The sequence below is a fragment of the Mycobacterium sp. D16R24 genome, assembly GCF_002013385.1.
Lineage (GTDB): Bacteria > Actinomycetota > Actinomycetes > Mycobacteriales > Mycobacteriaceae > Mycobacterium.
The window spans coordinates 1-19,079 of sequence record NZ_MAEV01000032.1 but is presented as its reverse complement, the minus strand read 5'-3'; the positions used below and the strand labels follow the sequence as shown (position 1 = coordinate 19,079).

Genomic DNA, 19,079 nt, shown 5'->3' with positions numbered 1-19,079 from the left:
AGGGCATGCTGCACGATCAACGTTCGCCATCAAGATCATCGAATACCCCGAGAGGATGGGCCCGTGAGGCAGTGGATCAGGTGGTTGGTTGTGACGGGCGTGGCCCTATTAGCGGCTACAACTGCTGGCTGCACGAAAGCGGCTGATTCCCAAAAGCTTTCCGCCGACGAGGCAAAGGCGATCGCTATCGATGCCTATACCTACGGGTATCCGCTCGTCACGGTGGAGATGACGCGGCGAGTGATGACCAACGTGGCGAAGCCCGAGGCCATGCGCGCACCCATGGGACAGCTCGCGCGGCTGCGCGATTATCCCGACGCAGCCTTCCGCGATGTCACCACCCCGAACGCAGATACCCTGTACACCACCGCTTTTGCCGATGTCAGCAAGGAACCGTATGTCCTGACCCTGCCCGAGGCCAACGGTCGCTACTACCTGTTCCCGATGCTCGACGGATGGACCGATGTGTTCGAGGTTCCCGGCAAGCGCACGACTGGCACCGGGCCGCAGACCTACGTCATCACCGGCCCCGGCTGGAAAGGCACACTGCCCCAAGGGGTAAAGGAGTACAAGTCTCCGACGTCCATCGTCTGGCTGATCGGCCGCACCTACTGCACAGGTACCCCGGAAGACTATGCCGCCGTTCATACATTGCAGGACGAGACCTCGCTGATCCCGCTCAGCTCATACGGCAAGCCGTATACGCCGCCCGCGAGCAGGGTCGACCCGAGCATCGATATGAAAACGCCTGTCCGCGATCAGGTCAACAACCTCAGCACCAAGGCGTACTTCGATCTACTCGCCACCCTGATGAAGGACAATCCGCCCGCCGAGGCCGATAAGGCGATGGTGGAGAAGATGGCCAAGATCGGTATAGAGGCCGGGAAGCCCTTCGATATCGACAAGCTCGGCGCCGATACCGCCAGCGCGCTGCAGTCCGTGCCCAAGGAAGCGGTCGAGAAGATCCTGGCCCACTTCAATGCGGCCAGTCAGGACATCAACGGCTGGCAATTCACGACGAAGTTGGGTCTCTACGGCACGGATTACCTTCAGCGCGCCGCCGTTACGGCGTTCGGGCTGGGAGCCAACCGCCCGCAGGATGCCGTCTATCCGACATCTGGGGCCGACGGCACTGGCCAGCCTTACAGCGGTGCCAACCATTACGTGCTGCGTTTCCCCAAGGATCAGTTGCCACCCGCGGAAGGATTCTGGTCGCTGACCATGTACGACGAGGAGTTCTACTTCGTGGCCAACCCACTCAATCGCTACACGCTCAGCGAGCGCAATAATCTCACCCTCAATCCCGACGGCTCGGTGGATCTCTATCTGCAACACGAGAATCCGGGCCCCGGAAAGGCGTCCAACTGGCTGCCCGCCCCTGCCGACAGGTTCAATCTGGTGCTTCGCATGTACTGGCCCAGGGAAACACCGCCATCCATCATCGACGGCACCTGGAAACCGCCCGCTGTTCAGCGCGTCCCGTAATAAGCAAGGAGTCGACCATGAAACTCATCACCACAAGCCTGTTTACCGCTCTCGGTGCGGCGGCGCTCGTCACCGCCGCGGCCGCGAACGCTGAGCCTGAGCGCCCGCCCAACTGCACGGCGGGTGACCTGGCTGGAGTCTCGGCGGGCGTCGCCGCATCAACATCGAGCTACCTGTTCACCCATCCGGACGTCAACGAGTTCTTCACGGGTCTACAGGGGCGTCCACACCCCGAGGTGCAGAGCGCGGTGAAGAGCTACATGGACGCCAACCCGGACACGGCAGCAGATCTACGGGGAATCCGGCAGCCGCTCGTCGAACTGCGAGACCGCTGCCAGCTGCCCGCCGCACCGCAGGTACAGCCATGAGGCGCATGGTCGCCGCGGCCGCCGCGACCGTGGCACTGGCGGGCCTGCTGACGATTGCGCCACCGTCAGGTGTCGCCAACGCCGACGTGTGCGCAAGTGCCGGACGGCGGGTTTCGGTGGGCGGCTGCGCCAACATCGCGGACGCGGTGGCGCCGTATGTGCCTCCTCCCGCGTACTACGCCCCGATGCCGGAAGATCCCCCTCCGCCACCTCCGGGATCGAATGTCAGTGCATGCGTGCACTACAACGGCCGCTGGGTGAGCGCCGGAGGCTGCAACCCCTAGCGGGTGATGTACTCGACGAGGGCCGGGTGTAGTCGGTGCCTGCCGAAACCTGCGGCCGGGTCGGGCCGCCAGAAGATCGGTAGGTCGTGCTCTTCGGCTGCGCGATGGCACTTGATCAGCAGCTCATCATTCAGGGGTTCGGTGGCCCGTTGGCGCAATGCCGACTTGAGCTCGGCGGGCAGTGCCCTCCAGATTGCTTCCGGGTTCAGATCCGTGGTCACACAGCGCCTCTCACTCTTGCCCCGGGCACTGACCCGCACCCGGGAGTCGCCTATCCCGACCAGAAACTGGGTTGATCACTACGCCACGCCGCTATCCCCCGCCTCAGCCAAACTCACCTGAGTGCCGGGGGCCGTCACTGAGTCGCGCAGGATGATCGCCGAAGGCTCAGCCCCGGCGGGGATATCGAACGCTAGGGACGCAACAACGCTGTCGCCGGGACCGAGGTCTGCGCCGAGTACGGGCTGCGAGGCCGTCTGGTCCGCGCCGAAGGTTTGATCACCCGCAACGAGTTGCTGAATCGCAGGCTCGAACCTTTGAGGGACGTCGCCATCATTGATCACGCGCACACCGACCAGAACACGGCCACCCGTGTCGTTCTGGGCCAGTCCGGGATCGCCGGCCGCCGCGGATGCCGTGACGTCTGTCACGGCCAGGGCTAACTGACCGGCTCGCGCCTCGCGGCCTGGGCCGCCACCATCGGGTGTCACGGAAGCAACTTGATGAACCAGTGACGATCCAGAGGCGTTAAAGTCCCTGCCGTCTTCGATCCCCACCAATGTGGCAACCACAATGAAGGTCGCGATAACGCCTCCGAACAGCATCGGCGCCACCGGAAAATTGCCGCTACCCAGGTACAAGGCAGCGGCGCGGTTCTCACCTTCCAGCGAAGGCCGAGTCACAATAACGATCCTCAATTCAGGTTAGCGGTGCAACAGATGAGAGCCCCCCTCAATGACTAAGAGGCTAACATCAATAGGTCCTATCGGCACGACAGCGCATTCGTTACAGGTGGCCACCAGCTGTTTGCGAGGAACTACCGATAACCCTTGATGTCATGCCCGTCCGCCTTTGCTGATTCGGAAGTCCAGCCGACCCCTACCGCCGAGACCAGCGACGATGACAACAGCTGATCGGCACGGACCCCCGGCGGGCGACCTGTTTGCCTCTGGACATCCCTAGGCACTCGGGACAGCACCCGGCCACGATGAGATCGATGCGGCCCGGGTGCCTGGCCGTACCCGCCCATCCACAACGCAGACAGGCCTTCCGGCCATCCGCGGCGGTTCTACGCAGACATCGCGGTCAGCCGTACAGGGCGGCGAGCTTGCCGATCACGGCGGTGAACTCGTCCATGGTGGTGTCGAGGATGTCTTTCACCGACTCGACCGCACCGATGCGCCCGGCGACCTGACCGCCGAGCGGCACGAAGGTGTCCATGTTGCCTCCGAAGTAGAGGTCCGCCGGGTTCCCGGTTTCCAGCAGTGACACCAGATCTCGCCGTTCCATCTCTTCGGTGCGCGCGCTGCGTAACGCACGCAGGCCCGGCTTGGTCAGCCGGTTAAGCAGCACGGTGTCGGTTTCGCGGGCAGCGACGAGGGCAGCCTTCCAATTTCCATGGATGGGCGATTCCGCGGCCGACATCATCCGGGTGCCCATCTGCACCCCCTCGGTTCTCTAGCCGGTCAATGACTGTTGCTTGCCCACGCCCGCCTTAGAATCCGTTGCCTCGCCGCCATGCGGGTGTGGATCAACATCCTGGCGAACCGCTCACACAGCCAGTGGCGATGGTTCTTCGACCCCCAAAACTAATTCTTGACCGTCCCTGTCGGCGCAAGCGCAGCGCCGCGGCGAATCCGATCAGCAGCAGCGCGCAGTCCCGACGTGCGTACACCGCATCAGAACAGCCTTGCACCTGATCGCGCGCCGCGCCGACCAAGATGAGGATGTCGTCGGTGAGAAGTGGTGCGCGGACGATCCGCGGACAGTCGCCAGCAACCGCGTACTCGGGGACTGTGGATCTAACGGTGTTTCCGGCCTGACACGCTGAGCGATGCTCGGCGAGAAAGGTCGCCGTGATGACGTCACTGGCTGCAAGCTATGGCGGCCCTGATCCTGTGGGTCGGGTGGTGGCAGCAGGTGTACTTCGCGCTATACCGCGACCGGTTTTCACAAGGATGGCGGATTTTGAAAGCTTGGCCGTATTACTTGCTCATACCGTGAGCGTCGTTCGTTCGATTTCTGGCTGCCAAGCTGGAAATCCGGTCGCGCAGTCAACTTGGCAACGCGCTGTCCAACGACATTGCGTAGCCAAATTGCCGCCCTGTCCGACAGGTGGATGTAGCTACTGACCAGTGGACGCACGCATCTAAAGACATAACTGCAATGGCCATCGGCGTATATGAGCGCCCACTTAAGCTTCGATAATAGTTGCTATTGTCTAGAATCGTACTATCATCGATAGTTGCTGCTATCGTCTAATCACGCCGAATCGCCAGGAGGACATGACATGAAGATGCGCGCGGCCCGGATGTACGGGTACAAGCAACCACTGCGCCTGGAGGAGATCGACGTACCCCAGATCGGTCCCGAGGAGGTGCTCGTGAAAGTCGGTGGGGCCGGTATGTGCCGGACCGACTTCCAACTCATCGACGGCCACTTCGCCGGGATGGAGCTGGAGTTCCCGGTCACTCTGGGACACGAAGTTTCCGGGTGGGTCGACGGCGTTGGTTCACAGGTGCCGAAGTCCGCGGGTCTGTCGGAGGGCGACCAGGTCGTGGTGTTCGGCAGCTGGGGTGACGGCTCCTGTCGCCAGTGCCACGAAGGCAACGAGCAAATGTGCGGCCACGTCGTCTGGTCGGGGTTCGCCGAGCATGGCGGCTACCAGGAGTACATGCCCGTCCACTACCGATACCTGATCAAAATGCCCGGCGGCGGCGAACTGTCGCCAGGGAACCTGGCGCCGCTGACCGATGCCGGCCTCACCCCATACCGCGGCATCAAGAAGCTGCGCAACTCCGGTCACCTCACGGCTGGCCGTACACTCGCGGTCAGCGGCATCGGCGGCCTGGGCAGCTACGCCACCCAGTACGCAAAACTGCTCGGCGGGGGTGCCGACGTGGTGGCATTTGGCCGCAGCGACGAGAAGCTAAAGGTTGCCATCGCCAACGGCGCCGATCACGTCATCAACGTCCGCGATAAGGACACCGACGCCATCCGCGCCGAACTCGAAAACCTCACGGGGCGCAGCGAGCTCGACGCGGTGATTGAGTGCTCAGGCGCCGAGGAAGCTATCCAACTGGCGTTCTCCCTGCTGGCCACCGAGGGTGCCGTAGCATCAGTCGGCCTCATGGGCCAGCAGGCCAAGGTCCGCCTGGTCGATATGGTCATGCGGGAGTTCACGTACTTCGGGTCCTGCTGGGGCAATTACAACGACCTCACCGAAGTCTTGGCCCTGGCCGAGGCTGGCCATGTCAAGCACACCGTGACACCGGTGCGCTTCGATGACGTCAATGACACCCTTGACGCGATCGGTCGCGGCGACGTGATCGGTCGCGCCGTGATCGTCTACGACTAGAGCGAACCGATCCCGAAGGAAGGTGCCCAGGCGGCGGACAGTGCTCCCTGACGCAGGATTCGGTACTCGATGCCGTAGAGGTGGAAGCGGTTTCGTCATCGATGCGGCAGGCATACGCATCTACTGACGGTGATCGCCCAGCCGGTGATACAACGCGCGATGCACCCGCTCCTGTATTCAGGGTGCTGAGGTGACCTTGCCTGCGACCAGATGTGCGATCGCCGCGGCGCCAACTTTCACCCTATTGCCACCCTGGAAACGCCCGAGCACTTCGACGTCGACGCCGTAATGGAGCGCGGCGGTGACAGCTCTGCTGGGCGGCGTAGGTGTTAACAACCCGTCTTTGGGCGACAACAGCAGTTCAGCGCTAACAGGCCGTCGGATTCTCTACAGTTGGGTGTTCCAGGCGAGTGTCAGCACGCTCGGCACTTTAGGTACTCGTGTGCCGGTCGTTGAGGCTGCGGTGGAGTTGGGCGTTGATGGTGTGGGCTTCGGCGAGTTGGTCTTCAAGGATAATGATGCGGCATGCCGCATCCAGTGCGGTACCGCGCTCAACCAGTTCACGGACTCTTGCCGCGATCCGCAGTTGATAACGCGAGTAGCGGCGGTGACCACCCTCGGAGCGTTGCGGGGTCAGTAGTTTGGCTTCATCGAGGCTGCGCAGGAAGGCTGGGGTAGTTCCCAGAATCTGCGTTGCGCTACCCATGCTGTAAGCGGGGTAGTCCTCGTCTTCGAATTTATCGTTCGGGTTGCTGTCGGCAGAACCGTTCTTTGCTTGTATTACAAAACCTTTCGGACCAGCGAGAAGGCCCGCAGGCCCATCACTGACTTGCCATTAAGAGAGCCGGTAGCCCCGGGTACACCATCACGCCGGGGCCACCGGCCCTGAGGAGATAACTACCATCTCTCGATACTGCTGTGGAACTGCGGCATCGGCCCGATAGTGAACAATCACGGGCGATCCGACGGTAACTGCTCCTTCCTCTTTTCTGGGGGTACTGCACCTAACCGATACTGCTTGACTTGCGGTACTGCTGGACGACCCCAAAACCGCTGTACTGCTCACGGCCCTGGCGTATCTGACCGCCTCTGGTCCTGACATCACGGGCAGTTCGTCATCTCCCGTGCCATCACCCTCTGCTCTTTGTACAAAAGATACTCTAACCACGTTGATGGCGAATGTCTACCCCAGCCGCTACAGATTTTGGTCAGCGCAGGTTGAAGGAATGTTCTACGCTCCCGGGTATGGCCTTACGTGACCCCGCTGCCGGTGTAGATGCGATCCTGCGCCACATCGACACCGAAACCGACTCTGTCAGCATCGAAGCGACGCTCTACTACCCTGCCGGTTCTCGGTCCGCCAATCCGCTAACCGACAATCTCGCCGGTGAACGCTCGGAACATCGGCACCCGTCCACGCCCCCGACCCGGGACATGCAAGCACGCAACCACTTTGGCTTTCCCGATATCGATGCCCTCACAACGGGGACACCGCCACATCCATCACCAAACCTTCATCCGCTCAACATAATTAAAGCGGTTGCACCGGGTAGGGTCATCAGGTAACGATGCTGTCAGACCTACTCAAAGCAAACAATTCGCGGTGCCGAATGCGACCCGAACTCGGTCTTTACTCCGGACCCTCAGTACCAAGAAAATCTGAGCTCAACTGAGCCCACCATTCTCACCCCATCGCAGCGGCCCCCGACAATCCCCTTCTTTAAAGAGATCAAAGCGGGGGCCAGGGAGTCGGAATCAACCCGAGCAGTTACTTGGATCAGGTAGCAGTCCGTGACCCTAAGTAAGGCCCAGTTGATGGGCAAGAGCTGTGAGTACGGATAGGGAGCCGCGGCCGCCGTCGTCCGGCAGAACCCGTAGAACAACCTGGTTCGCGCCCGTATCGAGTTGTGCCTGAACGCCGGTGGTGATCGCGGCGATTGACCCATATGAGGTGATTGCATCAACAAGCTCGTTGCTGGGCTCCTCGCCCACCTGCGCATCTGGGAACCCGAACTCGCGCCACGCGTTCACGTAGTTGACCAGATTTGTGTAGTAACGGACTGATTCGCGCGCGATGCCCCGCGCCTTCTCCTGGTCTTCTTCGAAAACCACATTGAGCCCAACAGTCAGGAAAGGGCCCTCACCGAGAGTTGCACGCGCGAAACGAGTATGTGCCAGAGGCATATTGATCGGGTACCCCCCTGCGGTTCGGTCGCGGGACAGTCCCAGTACCCGCTTCCGCAGGGCCGCAAGCACAATCCGTTCACGTGGCACCCTTGCCCTCGCCAGCCCGTCCAAATACCACACTGTCGCCTCGTAAGGCGTGCCGAACGCCTGACCGTCGCGCTCCCGATGCCCTAAACCAATACCTAAAAAGAACCGGCCCGGATACAGATCTTCGGCACGGTGGAAAAACTCTGCCGCCACCTCAACTGGTGTCGTCCAGATGTTCGCGATCCCGGACCCAACCTGAATAGACGAAGTGGCCGCAAGCACTGCCTCGATGTCCTGCAGCCGATCCCGGGAAATATCAGGAACCCAGATCGTGTCGAAACCCAGGAGCTCTATCTCCTCCACTACCCCAGGTTCCGTCTCCGGGTGATACACAAAAACCCCATACCTACCAAGCTGGGCAGCGGCAGATGAACTAGCTGAAGAGATCGTCACATTATGACGCAAGCCGGATGCGACCGCGCGTATTCCCGAACCCAGCTCTCCAGCAACACCGGCGACGACTGTAGGCATCGGTTGAAACGGAATTGACTCTGCCCCAGGTTCTTTACCACAACCTGTCGCCGCGCACGGTGCGAAGATTCAGAAAGTGACCTAAACTTGGCCGAAACAAATTGGCTAAAAAGTGGATTCCTAGATCTGGCAGCCGCACCATCAAAGAGTCCATTGTTTCGCAGCCTGGGGTTGCGGTGTATTACGTCTATTCCGCCCAGTTAGCCGATTGTCAAGGCCGACTGCGGCGTGAGCTGCGATACCTGGGGAAGCGACGCGAGCCTAACGGCGCACGCCGGGATGTCCGACTAGGGCCGCGGTGCGTCCTGTGGGTTGCTACCAGGGGTGCTCGGCGGCGGGAACCGCGCCAGAGCTGATTGCCTGTTGTAGATCGGCGTGGTCGTCGTGGGTTTGCTTGGCGTAGGCAACTGCGAAGCCGTCGATCCCTGTGGCGAATGCGTCGCCGTTACCGATGTAGGCGGCGATCGCTGCGGGGTCGCCGCTGCGGGCGTGCGCCTTTGCGAGCGCACGCCCGCACACGGCCGCGAACTGGGGGAGGTAACCGGAAATCTGTTGGCCACTGGGAATGATCTTCATATCGCGGAATTGGCGGGCGTAGTAGTCCTCGTTACCGATGCGCATGTGGCCCAAGAAGATATCGCTGGCGGACTGCATGAGGCGCTGGCCGGCGACGACCCGTTGACCGGCGTTGTCGAACTCGCTGGGACCGAGAAAATCTTCGTATACTGAAGCGGTGGCCTGTTTGGCCTGGAAGAACACCGGCTGGCGGCCGCTGTCGCCTTCCATGAGATGCAGCCATACCCGCATGCCCACGCTCCCGACCCCGACGATCTGCTGCACCGTATCGATGCGTTCGAATCGGTGGACTAGTCGGCGCAGGTGCGGGGGGACCGAAGCGAGGTAGGTCTCGAAGAGCTGGTGGTAACTGCGGGCCCGCTCGTGTTCGGGGAGATCCTCGGCGATGCGTTTGAGGGGCTCCAAGGAGATTCGGCGGCGTCCGTTCTCGGTGACCAACAGCTGCCGCGCAACACCTTCGTGGGTGCGCTTCTGCGACCCCTTCGCGATTGTCTGTGCGGCGTCTTTGGCGAACGTCGAGGACAGACCGGCAAGCGGGACATCCGATCTGATGTGGTCGTACCACACCTCGAGTTCGCCCATGTTCGCGTACTGAGCCATTGAGGTCCGGTAGGACGCGATAGCGGCGCGGACGGCTTCGGATGCGCCCTGATCTGCCACTCCCTCCGCGGAAGCGAGGACGTAGATGCTGGTCGCCAACCGCTTGACATCCCATTCGAACGGGCCGGGAAGTGTCTCGTCGAAGTCGCGTGCGTCGAAAAGCAATTGGCGCTCGGGCGATGCCCACAGTCCGAAGTTGAGAATGTGTGCGTCGCCGCACATTTGGACTTGCAAGCCCGAGTGTGGTGCGGCGGCAAGGTCTGCGGCCATGACGGCGGCCGCGCCGCGCAGGTACGCCCAGGGGGAAGATGCCATCCGCGCGTAACGCAGCGGCAGCAGCTGGGGGTCGCGCACGGCCTCCTGCGCGCGCAGCCTCTGAAGGGCCGGGACCTCCCGAACAGACGGATCCCAGTACGCGGCCGCTCGGCGCGGAGCGCGCTTTCGAGCGCGACGCCCCTCTGCGGCGTCAGCGCTCACGGTGTCCGAGGATCGCGTCCGAACGCCGCTGCGGTCAGATGCAGTCACGTGACAGCTCCTAAGTTGATCCGAACGGCGGTAAGCGATTTCACCTAGGAGGGCGCGCCGCGCTAGCTGAGGCCGAAACGTTGTTTGAAGTTTGTGTAGAAGGTCTGGTCGTCCATTGAAGCTCGGTCTCCGAGCATTTGCTCAGCGTCCGACCCGGCGATGAAGCGGAGACGACCGCTGGTGTCGGTCGTCGCCTCGTACACGATCTGCGCTATCGCGGTCGGGTCAGTGCCAGCTTCGAGTCCCTCGACGACGCCGGTAACGCTCGCCGACAATGCCTGATACTCGACAATGCGCGCATCGTCGGTGAAATCAAATGAACGGCGCCCGAAGTCGGTCTTGATACCGCCGGGCTCGACAATCTTCACCCGCGCACCGATGGCAGACAACTCATACTGTAAGGCCTCCGAGATGCCCTCCACAGCGAACTTGCTGCCGTGGTAAAGCGTGCCCAAAGGCATGGCCAGTCGTCCTCCGACTGAGGAGATGTTCACGACCACCCCGTCGTGGTTCCGGCGAAAATGCGGCAGCAGCGCCCGTGTGGTGGCGAGTAATCCGAGCACATTGACGCTGAACTGACGCTGGGCTGTGTCCCTCGTTATCAATTCCAGCGGGCCGTACGCGCCGTAGCCGGCATTGTTGATCAGTGCGTCGATGCGCCCGAATCGTCTGATTCCCGCTTCAACTGCCGAATCGATACTGTCCTGGTCTTCCACATCGAGGCGAGCCAACAGAACGTTATCCAGGGAGTCCAGTTCAGGGCGGTCAGCTGGAGACCGCATTGTCGCGATGACATTCCATCCGCGAGCCTGAAATAGCAGCGCGGTTGCGTGTCCCAGACCGCTTGAGGCGCCTGTGATCATGACGGTGTTCATTGGTGCATCCTTCGCATATGAGGTTCAGGCGGGTCAACGCGCCCGATATCGCTGTGGTAGTTGAAGGGGTTCGTTAGCTTCGGGCGCGCCAGCCCAGCACCACCACAGCAGGAAGTAGCCCCTCGCCATGCGGGCGGTACACGTCGCCGACGACGTCCACGCCGTGGGAGGGGAAGCTGACCCTCTCCGTTGTGTAATTGCCATGTGCGGACATACGTCATTACTCCTGGTTCTGGTTGAACATCGCCGCACACCGTGTGGGTGCGGCGATTCGGCGAGTGCTCTGGCTACATACCCAGTTCCTGCCCGGTTGCGGCCGGATATGTAGAACTGGATTGCTCGCCCCCCTGCTGAGGCCAGCACTGGCCACACATCGAACGACGACGCCCACGGTATGAGCAAGTCATGCAGCTGAGCTTTCAAAATCGGGCATCCTTATGAAATCGGGTAGCGGGGTCACCTGAAGTAACCGGATGCAACGCCGCTGAGGCGCAGGCTGTGTATGGGAGCTAACCTCTCAACAAACCAGGCGTGAGAATGATTTTGCGGCCACCCCATAGTCCGCAGCTAGTGACGCATTTCGATAGCTGAAATTGACGGCTAACAGGCTTGTGGGACGATAGGTCCTGTGGGATGGCGCCTGGGCCTCGGCAAGGTGTGCGCAGGGCAAGCATTTCGCTGCGGCGCACACCCGGGGTCGTCATGACATCCCCCGCGGAAGTCGACTTTTCGTTCATCAGCCAAGACATCAACGGATCCTTCGATTGCACTTTCCGCCAGCCACATCACCTCGTTTTGGTTCACTTGGCGGGAAACCTCGAAGCCAAGGAGTACGAACTCGAAAAGGCGGGCTCACTGCGCATACAAACACCCAGAATCGGCAGTGCATGGGTACTGCCGGCCGAGCAACATGGTTCCGGAAACGCTATCGGGCGCACCACCGCCCAATACTGCCAGCTCACTTTGCCCCACAAAGCATTTGGTTCACGCAATCTGCTACCAACGATCGGCCCAGACCCGCTGCTCCACCAGCTTGTAGCGAGAATCGGCAGTGTGCGCGACCGCGACGATGCTCCCGCACGTCTGCTACGAGAAGCACTCACCGAGACAGTGCTACTTCACCTGGGTGATCGCTACGGGACCTCTGCGCCGCAACTACCAGTTGGCTCCGCAGCCGAACTGGACCAGACGACTAAGGCTGCGATCATCGAGTTTCTCGCCGACAGCCTAGATTCCAAAATCTCCCTGCAAGAAATGGCCGACCTGGCCCGCTTGCCGGTCCGCACGTTCGTCAAAGCGTTCAACGACGCGTTCCACACCACACCCCATCAATACCTTCTCGATCAGCGGATCATCCGAGCGAAAACACTGCTGTGCACCACATCGCTTCCCATCACCGAAATCAGCACAACCACAGGCTTTTCAAGCCCAAGCCATCTCGCCACGACATTCAAAAAACGCGTCGGAGTCACACCAAACCAATACCGGCAAATCAGCTAGCCCAGGTTTCCTATTTCCCTAAACCCTGCCGAGGCCGCGGTCAGTGAACCTACGGCCCAACGCGCAGCAGCTAATGCCGCGTATCTGGAAGCTGTGCGTCCAAGGAACGGCCTGCACCGGACTACACTCTCCCCGCATCAAGAGACTGAAAACCTTTGGGAGGCAGATAGAAAGGCTCCTGGCTCGGCAATAGCGGGCGCCCGCCGGAAGCTTCCCATATGGGCTCCATCGCGCGAGCCCGTTCGGGTACCCCCCTTCGGCTTCTTGCTCACTAAGGGCGTAACCAGTCACTGAACAGACCTCCACATCGATGTGTCACCCCTGGCGCACTTAAACATATACCCTATAGATGCCTCATTTTTAAGACATATTTGTCTATCTGTTTCATACTGGCGGGCAGAGGAGCAGGTCGCTCATCAGCGGCTCCAGACCTGCTGGCGTTTGCCAGAACAATCTGCGACGTGCGGTCGGATCGAGCGCATCCAGAGAGGCCGACGATCGCTGCCCATCAATATCGCGCAACTCAACCCGCCGAGCACCTGTCAGCCGTTCTACGATACGAATGTCGCGGACCCGCGCGTAGCGCCGTGCCCGCTGCGCCCTGCGCACCGCGCACCGCGCGCTCACCCTGCACGTAAGCCAACGCATCAGTCAATACCCGACGCTGCATCCAATACTTCCGTCCCACACCGCCTTTCGCGCAGGATGCAGAAAGCCGACTAGTCACGAAACCACGATCAGGATCATCGAACGGCAGCTCCAATTGCAGCACGCTCGCCCATTCCGTTAGCCGCAACCCCGTGCCGTACAAACCCGTCAGCAAACGCGCAATCTCGCTGCGGACAGCGTCCCCGCCACGCGGCCAATTCTCGTCCGTCAACATCAAGACCCCGCAGCCCAGTGTCTCTCCAGCGTCGATATCCGCCCGGGTCCAGCCACTTCACATCACGATCGCGCACCAACCGCGGACCCGCCTGATACGCATCGACAACACGGCCCGAGCCCACCGGAACTGACACCCGCACCACTGGGTTCACAACCGAGAACCGCGGCTCAGCCCACTCATAGAAGGCATTAATCGCGATCAAGCCAGATCGCACCGTCCCGCCGGCCACCCTGCGCGGATTCGCCTCGTCAGTCATACGCCAAAATTTGTACGCATCTACATGCTCAGCAGTCGCATCGCTCCAACAACAGTCAACCGCGTCAAGAAACCCCAGCCACAACGACAATTCCGTCGCATACTTTCGCCCGGGTCTCAACGGCCGCGGCACGCATCCTCACCGACCCAAGGAACTCATTGACCGCAGACGGATACACCCCATCGGAGCGCAACAGGAATCGCTGACCAGCACGAGTACCGCTCTCTCGCGCCAACTCGGCCACCGACGGTATGCCCGTCAACGCGGGGTCAGATACTAAATCGACTGTCGCGCAATACTGATCACAACGAAACACCTGCCAAACAGGAGACTCGGACACGGCCAGACCATAACCGGCGAACAGCCACTCAGGCGCTCGGTACGATCAACAACACCAACAACAACAGTTGAACTGCTAGAGACCAGCGCCACCGAGCGCGAACGCGGCGGCCATCGACGCGCCGTCGCAGATGCCTCCGGCGGCGATAATGGGTACGTCCACGTGCGAGCGCACCAGCGGCAGGAGCACCATGGTGGATGCGCCCTTGGGGTCCTTGAAACCACCGCCCTCGACGCCTTCCACTACCAATCCGTCCACTCCCGCGTCGACGGCCTTGAGGGCCGCCGCGAGTGTGGGGACGACATGAAAGACGATGAGCCCGTTACCCTTCAGGATCCGGGTGTACTTGTTGGGGTCGCCCGCACTGGTGGTCACGAATGTCACGCCCTGATCCACCACGAACTGCGCGATGGACGGGTCCCGCACAAATGCCTGCGCGATGTTCACCCCGAAGGGTTTATCGGTGAGTTCACGCATGACGCGGATCTCGCCCTTGATGGCATCGAGCTCGCCGGAGCTGGTTTCGATGATGCCGAGCCCGCCGGCATTGCACACCGCGCTGGCCAGCTGAGATCGTGCTATCCACCCCATTGGGGCCTGCACAATCGGCCGCTCCACGCCCAGCATCTCGGTAACCCGGTTTGTGACCACCGGTCGAACCTACGGCGATCACCCTGGAGCGATTATCCGCCCCAAGACAACCCGCTCTTCATTCCCAGCCAATAGCCCCATCAAGCCCCCGCAGCCACAGCTGCCGACCGTATTCCGAACAGCCCAGGCCACCAAGAAACCTTCGACCCCAGCATTCCCTCGAGCAAAGGTGATCAAACTAGGGGAAGCCCTTAAGTCAGTTTGTCGCTAGCTCCGGTAGCTAACGGTTCGAAAGCGCCGTGGTCGCGGCCGATTCGCTCGTTAGGAAGTGTCCCAGTTCGGTGATTGCGCTCATGAGTGGAGCCGGGAAGACGATCGTGGTGTTTTTCTCGACACCCAGTTCAACAAGAGTCTGGAGATTCCTCAACTGCAGGGCCAACGGATGTTGCATCATGGTGTCGGAAGCCTCCCCTAGTGCCGTTGCGGCGCGCGCCTCTCCCTCGGCAGCAATGATTTTGGCGCGCTTTTCGCGTTCGGCCTCCGCTTCGCGGGCCATCGCCCGTTTCATTCCTTCGGGGAGCTGTATGTCTTTGAGTTCCACCAACGTGACCTCCACTCCCCAGTCCATGGTAGTGACATCCAGAATTTTCCGGATGCTGCCGTTGATGGCCGAGGTCTCCGCAAGCACTTCGTCCAGCGCGTGTTGGCCCACCACGTTGCGCATGGTCGTCTGAGCGATCTGATTGATTGCGGCATGGACGTTTTCGATAGCAACCACAGCCTTGCGGGCGTCAATCACTCGGAAATAGGCAACCGCAGCGATGTCGATGCTGACGTTGTCTCGCGTGATGATTCCCTGCGATTGAATCGGCATCGTCACGATGCGCAGTGACACGCGCCAGAGCCTATCGATCACCGGAATAATCAGCCGCAAGCCGGGGTCGCGAACACCGATCACCCGCCCCAGCCGGAAATGTACGCCCCGCTCGTACTGCTGGACGATGCGCACCGCACCCAAAGCCAAGAGCCCCAACACAATAACGGTGATGATGACAATCACGACAACAATTTTTGTGGACACGGTCTTCTCGACCTTTCTTCGCGGCGATTAACACCTTCTATAGATCCGATCCTGCCGCCGACCGGCCCGCCAAACGAGGGGAATTGATACGAATCGACCGGGACCTAGGTCACCTGTGAGGCGATAGACGTCGATCGCCGAGCCGTTCTCCTCAGTGCCCCATTTCGCCTCGCTCCCCATGATGACCACGCAGCGGCGACAATGGCGTAGTGGACTTCTATTCGATCTACCGGCAAGGGTTCGCGCGCGTGGCAGCGTGCACGGTGCACACCGCAATCGGCGATCCGGCGGCCAACGCCACCTCGGTGTTGCGGCTAGCACGCGAATGTCACGCCGAGGCAGTGGCTTTGGCAGTATTCCCGGAACTAACCTTGTCGGGTTACTCGATCGATGACATCGTCCGACAGGACACGCTGCTCGAGGCAGTTGAAGAGGCCCTGCAGCAGATAGTGGTGGAGACGTCCCACCTACTTCCAACTCTGGTCGTGGGAGCACCGCTGCGTTATCGACACCGCATCTACAACTGCGCGGTGGTGATTCACCGAGGCACCGTCCTGGGAGTGGTGCCCAAGTCGTATCTGCCCAACTACCGGGAGTTCTACGAACGACGCCAAGTGGCCGCCGGCGATGATGTGCGTGGAACTATCACGGTCGCCGGCGCCACAGTTCCGTTCGGGCCGGATCTTCTTTTCACCGCCACGGATCTCCCAGGCTTCCTGGTGCACGTCGAGATCTGCGAGGACATGTGGGTTCCCGTTCCGCCGAGCGCGAGGGCGGCCCTCGCTGGAGCTACGGTGCTGGTCAATCTCTCGGGCAGCCCGGTGACCGTTGGCCGTGCCGAGGCCCGACGGCTGCTCGTGCGTTCGGCGTCGGCACGCTGCCTTGCGGCGTACGTGTTCGCAGCCGCGGGCGCAGGCGAATCCAGCACCGATCTCGCTTGGGACGGTCAAACATTGATCTACGAAAATGGGTTTCTACTCGCCGAATCGGAGCGATTTCCGCAAGGAACGCGGGCGTCTGTGGCCGATATCGACCTCGAGTTGCTGCGCTCCGAGCGGTCTGCCCTGGGAACCTTCGATGACAACCGTCGTCATCTAGGCATAGGCGAGCAGTGGGCTCGGCGCGTCGAATTCACTCTCGACCCGCCCGCCGGAGACGTCGGCCTGCGCCGCGTCATCGAACGATTTCCTTTTGTACCCGCCGATCCCACACGGCTGCAACAGGATTGCTACGAAGCCTACTCTATACAAGTCGCCGGCCTGGAACAGCGATTGCGCGCACTGAATCATCCGAAGGTGGTGATAGGACTGTCGGGCGGGATCGACTCCACGCATGCATTAATCGTCGCCGCCAGGGCAATGGATCGCTTGGGCCGACCACACAGCGACATATTGGCTTTCACAATGCCAGGGTTCGGCACCGGTGACCGGACCAGAGGCAACGCCATCGCGCTAAGCCAAGCGCTCGATGTCACGCTTGAGGAGATCGACATCCGCGACGCCGCAGAGCTGATGTTGACCCAGCTGCACCATCCCTACGCACGAGGCGAAAGGGTCTACGACGTCACATTCGAGAATGTGCAGGCCGGCTTGCGCACCGACCATCTATTCCGGTTGGCGAACCAGCGTGGCGGCATAGTGCTAGGCACCGGTGATCTTTCGGAGATCGCGCTCGGTTGGTCCACCTATGGTGTGGGAGACCAGATGTCCCACTACAACGTCAACTGCGGTGTTCCGAAGACCTTGATCCAGCACCTCATCCGCTGGGTCATCTCCTCCGGGCAATTCACCACCGATGTCAATGCCCTACTGCAGTCGGTGGTGGACACCGAGATCACCCCTGAGTTAGTGCCCGCAGGCGAGGATGGACTGGTTCAAAGCAGCGAGTCTATTGTGGGTCCATATGCGCTGCAAGATTTTTCACTCTATTACGCATTGCGCGGATTCAGGCCGTCGAGGATCGCATTCTTGGCCTGGCATGCGTGGCGCGAAGTGGACGAAGGACGTTGGCCACCCGGCTATCCGCCTAGCCAGCGACCGTCCTACTCACTCAAGGTGATTCGTCATTGGCTTGAGATATTCGTCGAACGTTTCTACGCCTTCTCCCAATTCAAGCGCTCGGCGATGCCTAACGGTCCCAAGGCATCGTCCGGCGGTGCACTCTCGCCGCGCGGCGACTGGAGGGCACCATCAGACATGTCGGCTCGTATCTGGCTCGACGAGATCAGACGCCACGTGCCAGCAGACTAACGCTAGCTATTCTCTTTCTGCGGTGGGTGATCCAACCTCAGGCGAGCTGAGTTCAGGATGAAGGGACGCCGGTAAGGCGTGCATGCCGACATTGGCGACATGACCGCGGCCCATTTCGCTGAGCTTGCCCGGCGGACGACCTGTGCATAGGGGCCGTAAGTCACTACTGAACCCAGTGCTCGCGGGGGACGCTGGCGACATGATCGATATGGGCCGAGAAGGTCTCGACGATTCCGTTCACCCCGACCGGTCGATCAAACGCACGTCCGACAACGGTGCAGAGGCTCGGCCCGCCCGCGAGTTCTCGCTCGATCTCTACCGGGTATCAGCCGTCCTCATTGTGGTGCTTGGCCATTGGGTAGCGTCCGCCGTGAGCTATCAGGACGGGCATTTCATCTATCTGAATGTGCTCGTCGAAATGCCCTGGACGCAGTGGCTGACTTTGATATTCCAGGTAGTCCCCGTGTTCTTCGTGGTGGCAGGCTACGCGAATGCGGCATCGTGGACCCATTGGCGTGCCGCCCACGGTGATCGCACCCTGGATTGGATTCGACATCGCGTAACCACGACTCTGGGGCCAACCACTGTCTATGTCGCGGCCGCGCTCGCAGTCGTAGGCGTGCTGTCCGGAATCGGGATAGGCGGATCGACTGTGGAACTGGGTGCATGGGCAATCGCCATGCATCTATGGTTTCTGCCGGTGTATCTGGTCACGGTGTCACTGACACCGTGGCTGGTGGCGGCTCATCGACGACGGGGGGTGGCCGTGCTAGTCGCGCTGACGCTCTGCGTCGCCGCCATCGACATCGCCACACTCGATGCAGGAGCGCCGGTGATCGGTGTAGCGAACTACCTATTCGTATGGGCTGCGATTTACCAGATCGGTATCGCCTGGTTCGGTGGAGCCTTGCAAGGGCGGCGCCCGATCCTCTTGTCGGCTGGCGCCGCGGCCACGCTGGCAGCTCTGGTGTGGCTGGGCCCGTATCCGGTGAGCATGCTGGGAGTACCCGGCCAGACGGTGCACAACAGTTCACCGCCGACAATCGCGTTACTAGCATTCGCGGCCACCCAATCGGGGCTACTGCTTGCCGCGGCACCGGCTGTGACACGCTGGTTGCAACGCTGGCGCCGACAACCGCTC

At 61.2% G+C, this 19,079-nt stretch carries 15 protein-coding genes and 3 pseudogenes; 8 read left to right on the top strand and 10 right to left on the bottom strand.

What is annotated here, in order from left to right; all coding sequences use genetic code 11:
* The first annotated feature begins 84 nt into the window (after positions 1-84).
* From B4383_RS23350 to B4383_RS23340, 3 genes are read left to right on the top strand one after another with little or no spacing between them, the layout of a single operon-like run.
* Positions 85-1,485, top strand: a complete 1,401-nt coding sequence (locus B4383_RS23350; RefSeq protein WP_353615637.1) for a DUF1254 domain-containing protein — start codon at positions 85-87, stop codon at positions 1,483-1,485.
* A 17-nt stretch (positions 1,486-1,502) separates the two neighbouring features.
* Complete coding sequence (locus B4383_RS23345; RefSeq protein WP_078293842.1) at positions 1,503-1,853, top strand: heme-binding protein; 351 nt, start codon at positions 1,503-1,505, stop codon at positions 1,851-1,853.
* The gene (locus tag B4383_RS23340; protein WP_078293844.1) at positions 1,850-2,137 is read left to right on the top strand and encodes a hypothetical protein; all 288 of its coding nucleotides are present in this window, start codon (positions 1,850-1,852) and stop codon (positions 2,135-2,137) included. Before B4383_RS23345 ends, B4383_RS23340 begins: the two co-directional genes overlap by 4 nt.
* Here B4383_RS23340 and B4383_RS23335 read toward each other — a convergent pair.
* The 3 genes and pseudogenes from B4383_RS23335 to B4383_RS23325 all read right to left on the bottom strand — a co-directional run.
* Positions 2,134-2,358 carry a hypothetical protein gene (locus B4383_RS23335; RefSeq protein ID WP_234802546.1) on the bottom strand — a complete coding sequence of 75 codons (225 nt, stop codon included), beginning with the start codon at positions 2,356-2,358 and terminating at the stop codon, positions 2,134-2,136. The two genes, B4383_RS23340 and B4383_RS23335, sit on opposite strands and share 4 nt — an antisense overlap.
* A 78-nt stretch (positions 2,359-2,436) precedes the next feature.
* A complete protein-coding gene (locus B4383_RS23330) occupies positions 2,437-3,039 on the bottom strand; it encodes a DUF4352 domain-containing protein (protein ID WP_078293846.1) in 603 nt (200 codons plus the stop codon).
* Positions 3,040-3,442: 403 nt separating this feature from the next.
* Positions 3,443-3,808, bottom strand: a pseudogene (locus B4383_RS23325) (nitronate monooxygenase); the annotation flags it as partial.
* 838 nt (positions 3,809-4,646) lie between these two features.
* Here B4383_RS23325 and B4383_RS23315 point away from each other — a divergent pair.
* Positions 4,647-5,714: an NAD(P)-dependent alcohol dehydrogenase gene (locus B4383_RS23315; protein WP_078293849.1), complete on the top strand. Its 1,068-nt coding sequence runs from the start codon at positions 4,647-4,649 to the stop codon at positions 5,712-5,714.
* A gap of 430 nt (positions 5,715-6,144) precedes the next feature.
* Here the strand turns inward: B4383_RS23315 and B4383_RS23310 are convergent, their stop codons facing one another.
* Positions 6,145-6,420: a MerR family transcriptional regulator gene (locus tag B4383_RS23310; protein ID WP_078293851.1), complete on the bottom strand. Its 276-nt coding sequence runs from the start codon at positions 6,418-6,420 to the stop codon at positions 6,145-6,147.
* Between the two features lie 539 nt (positions 6,421-6,959).
* Between B4383_RS23310 and B4383_RS23305 the strand changes: the two genes are divergently transcribed.
* Entirely contained in the window at positions 6,960-7,280 is a 321-nt protein-coding gene (locus B4383_RS23305; RefSeq protein WP_078293854.1) for a hypothetical protein, read from the top strand.
* Positions 7,281-7,511: 231 nt separating this feature from the next.
* Here the strand turns inward: B4383_RS23305 and B4383_RS23300 are convergent, their stop codons facing one another.
* The 4 genes and pseudogenes from B4383_RS23300 to B4383_RS26490 form a co-directional block, all read right to left on the bottom strand.
* Entirely contained in the window at positions 7,512-8,459 is a 948-nt protein-coding gene (locus B4383_RS23300) for a TIGR03620 family F420-dependent LLM class oxidoreductase (RefSeq protein WP_078293856.1), read from the bottom strand.
* Positions 8,460-8,774: 315 nt separating this feature from the next.
* Positions 8,775-10,160 (bottom strand): DUF2252 domain-containing protein, encoded by a 1,386-nt coding sequence (locus tag B4383_RS23295; RefSeq protein WP_078293858.1) that lies wholly within the window; start codon positions 10,158-10,160, stop codon positions 8,775-8,777.
* Positions 10,161-10,222: 62 nt separating this feature from the next.
* Entirely contained in the window at positions 10,223-11,035 is an 813-nt protein-coding gene (locus B4383_RS23290; RefSeq protein WP_078293860.1) for an SDR family oxidoreductase, read from the bottom strand.
* 91 nt (positions 11,036-11,126) lie between these two features.
* Positions 11,127-11,249: pseudogene (locus tag B4383_RS26490) on the bottom strand (alpha/beta hydrolase); the annotation flags it as partial.
* A 488-nt stretch (positions 11,250-11,737) separates the two neighbouring features.
* On the opposite strand from B4383_RS26490, the gene B4383_RS23285 reads away from it, so the two are divergent.
* Positions 11,738-12,535 (top strand): AraC family transcriptional regulator, encoded by a 798-nt coding sequence (locus tag B4383_RS23285; RefSeq protein ID WP_078293862.1) that lies wholly within the window; start codon positions 11,738-11,740, stop codon positions 12,533-12,535.
* 1,572 nt (positions 12,536-14,107) lie between these two features.
* Here the strand turns inward: B4383_RS23285 and B4383_RS23280 are convergent.
* A pseudogene (locus tag B4383_RS23280) lies at positions 14,108-14,668 on the bottom strand (nitronate monooxygenase); the annotation flags it as partial.
* 220 nt (positions 14,669-14,888) lie between these two features.
* Positions 14,889-15,689, bottom strand: coding sequence for a slipin family protein (locus B4383_RS23275; RefSeq protein ID WP_217697288.1), 801 nt, complete (start codon positions 15,687-15,689; stop codon positions 14,889-14,891).
* Positions 15,690-15,898: 209 nt separating this feature from the next.
* Here B4383_RS23275 and B4383_RS23270 point away from each other — a divergent pair, with 209 nt between their 5' ends.
* Both B4383_RS23270 and B4383_RS23265 read left to right on the top strand, forming a co-directional pair.
* Positions 15,899-17,938 (top strand): NAD(+) synthase, encoded by a 2,040-nt coding sequence (locus tag B4383_RS23270; RefSeq protein WP_078293864.1) that lies wholly within the window; start codon positions 15,899-15,901, stop codon positions 17,936-17,938.
* A 199-nt stretch (positions 17,939-18,137) separates the two neighbouring features.
* Positions 18,138-19,079: acyltransferase family protein (locus tag B4383_RS23265; RefSeq protein WP_176138500.1), on the top strand; the 942-nt coding region annotated here is incomplete at its 3' end.